Annotated in this window: 2 protein-coding genes; both read left to right on the forward strand. The window is 41.8% G+C overall.

From position 1 onward, the window contains the following. Positions 1–64: 64 nt before the first annotated feature. Positions 65–409, forward strand: a complete 345-nt coding sequence (locus tag H5125_RS21695; protein ID WP_182745502.1) for an IS66 family insertion sequence element accessory protein TnpB — start codon at positions 65–67, stop codon at positions 407–409. Further along, positions 406–756, forward strand: coding sequence for an IS66 family insertion sequence element accessory protein TnpB (gene tnpB, locus H5125_RS21700; protein WP_182745504.1), 351 nt, complete (start codon positions 406–408; stop codon positions 754–756). The genes H5125_RS21695 and tnpB overlap by 4 nt, the downstream gene beginning before the upstream one ends. The last annotated feature ends 101 nt before the right edge of the window (positions 757–857 follow it).

Raw genomic sequence — 857 nt, forward strand, 5'->3', positions numbered from 1 at the left:
ACACCTAGCATCGATGTTCTGATTGTCTAAAAATACCTGCTCAATGATAAATTTGGAGCAGGTGATGAAAACATACAGAACAACTACTCAGTGGCAGATGCTACTTCAACAACGCGGCTCGTTTAGTGGCACTAATATCGAATTTTGCCAACACCATAATGTCTCTATCACCACTTACTATAAACAGCGCGCTTTACTGGCTGAGTATCAGCCTAATTCAACCTTGCCAGTGCAAACAACGAACCCCACATCATCACGTTTTATTCAGTTAAAACAAACCACCACTGAAGTCTGCGCGCAAACTCATCAAAATGTGGTGCAGTTTGATATCCGCACTGGCCAGTTAATGTTTCCTGCCAATTTAGCAACGAACGATATCGTTTCCATCATTAAAGGGCTGATGGCATGAAGATGTTTGTTGATGTACCCACCGTTTATTTATGTGCGGATGTGGTCGATTTTCGTAAATCGATTAATGGATTAGCCGCCTTAGTGGAAGCAGAGCTTGAACTACCGGTGCTCAGTGGTGCGCTATTTGTGTTTTGTAATAAAGGGCGCGACAAACTCAAACTGCTGTACTGGGATAACACCGGGTTTGCCCTGTGGTATAAGCGATTAGATAAACATAAGTTCAAATGGCCTAAACTCATGTCACCCACCATGACATTAACCGAGCAACAATTACACTGGTTATTAGCGGGTTATGATGTGATTGGCCACAGCAAAATTGATGTCGCAGGTAAGCAAGTGCTTTAATTATTCAAAAGATATGGCGATCGATTGATGATCATCAAAAGACGTTCAGTTAGCACTGGAAAGCCTTTTGTTATGCCTTAAAATAGGCTTCATGAAAAATG

This window comes from Shewanella sp. SR44-4, assembly GCF_014163715.1.
GTDB lineage: Bacteria > Pseudomonadota > Gammaproteobacteria > Enterobacterales > Shewanellaceae > Shewanella.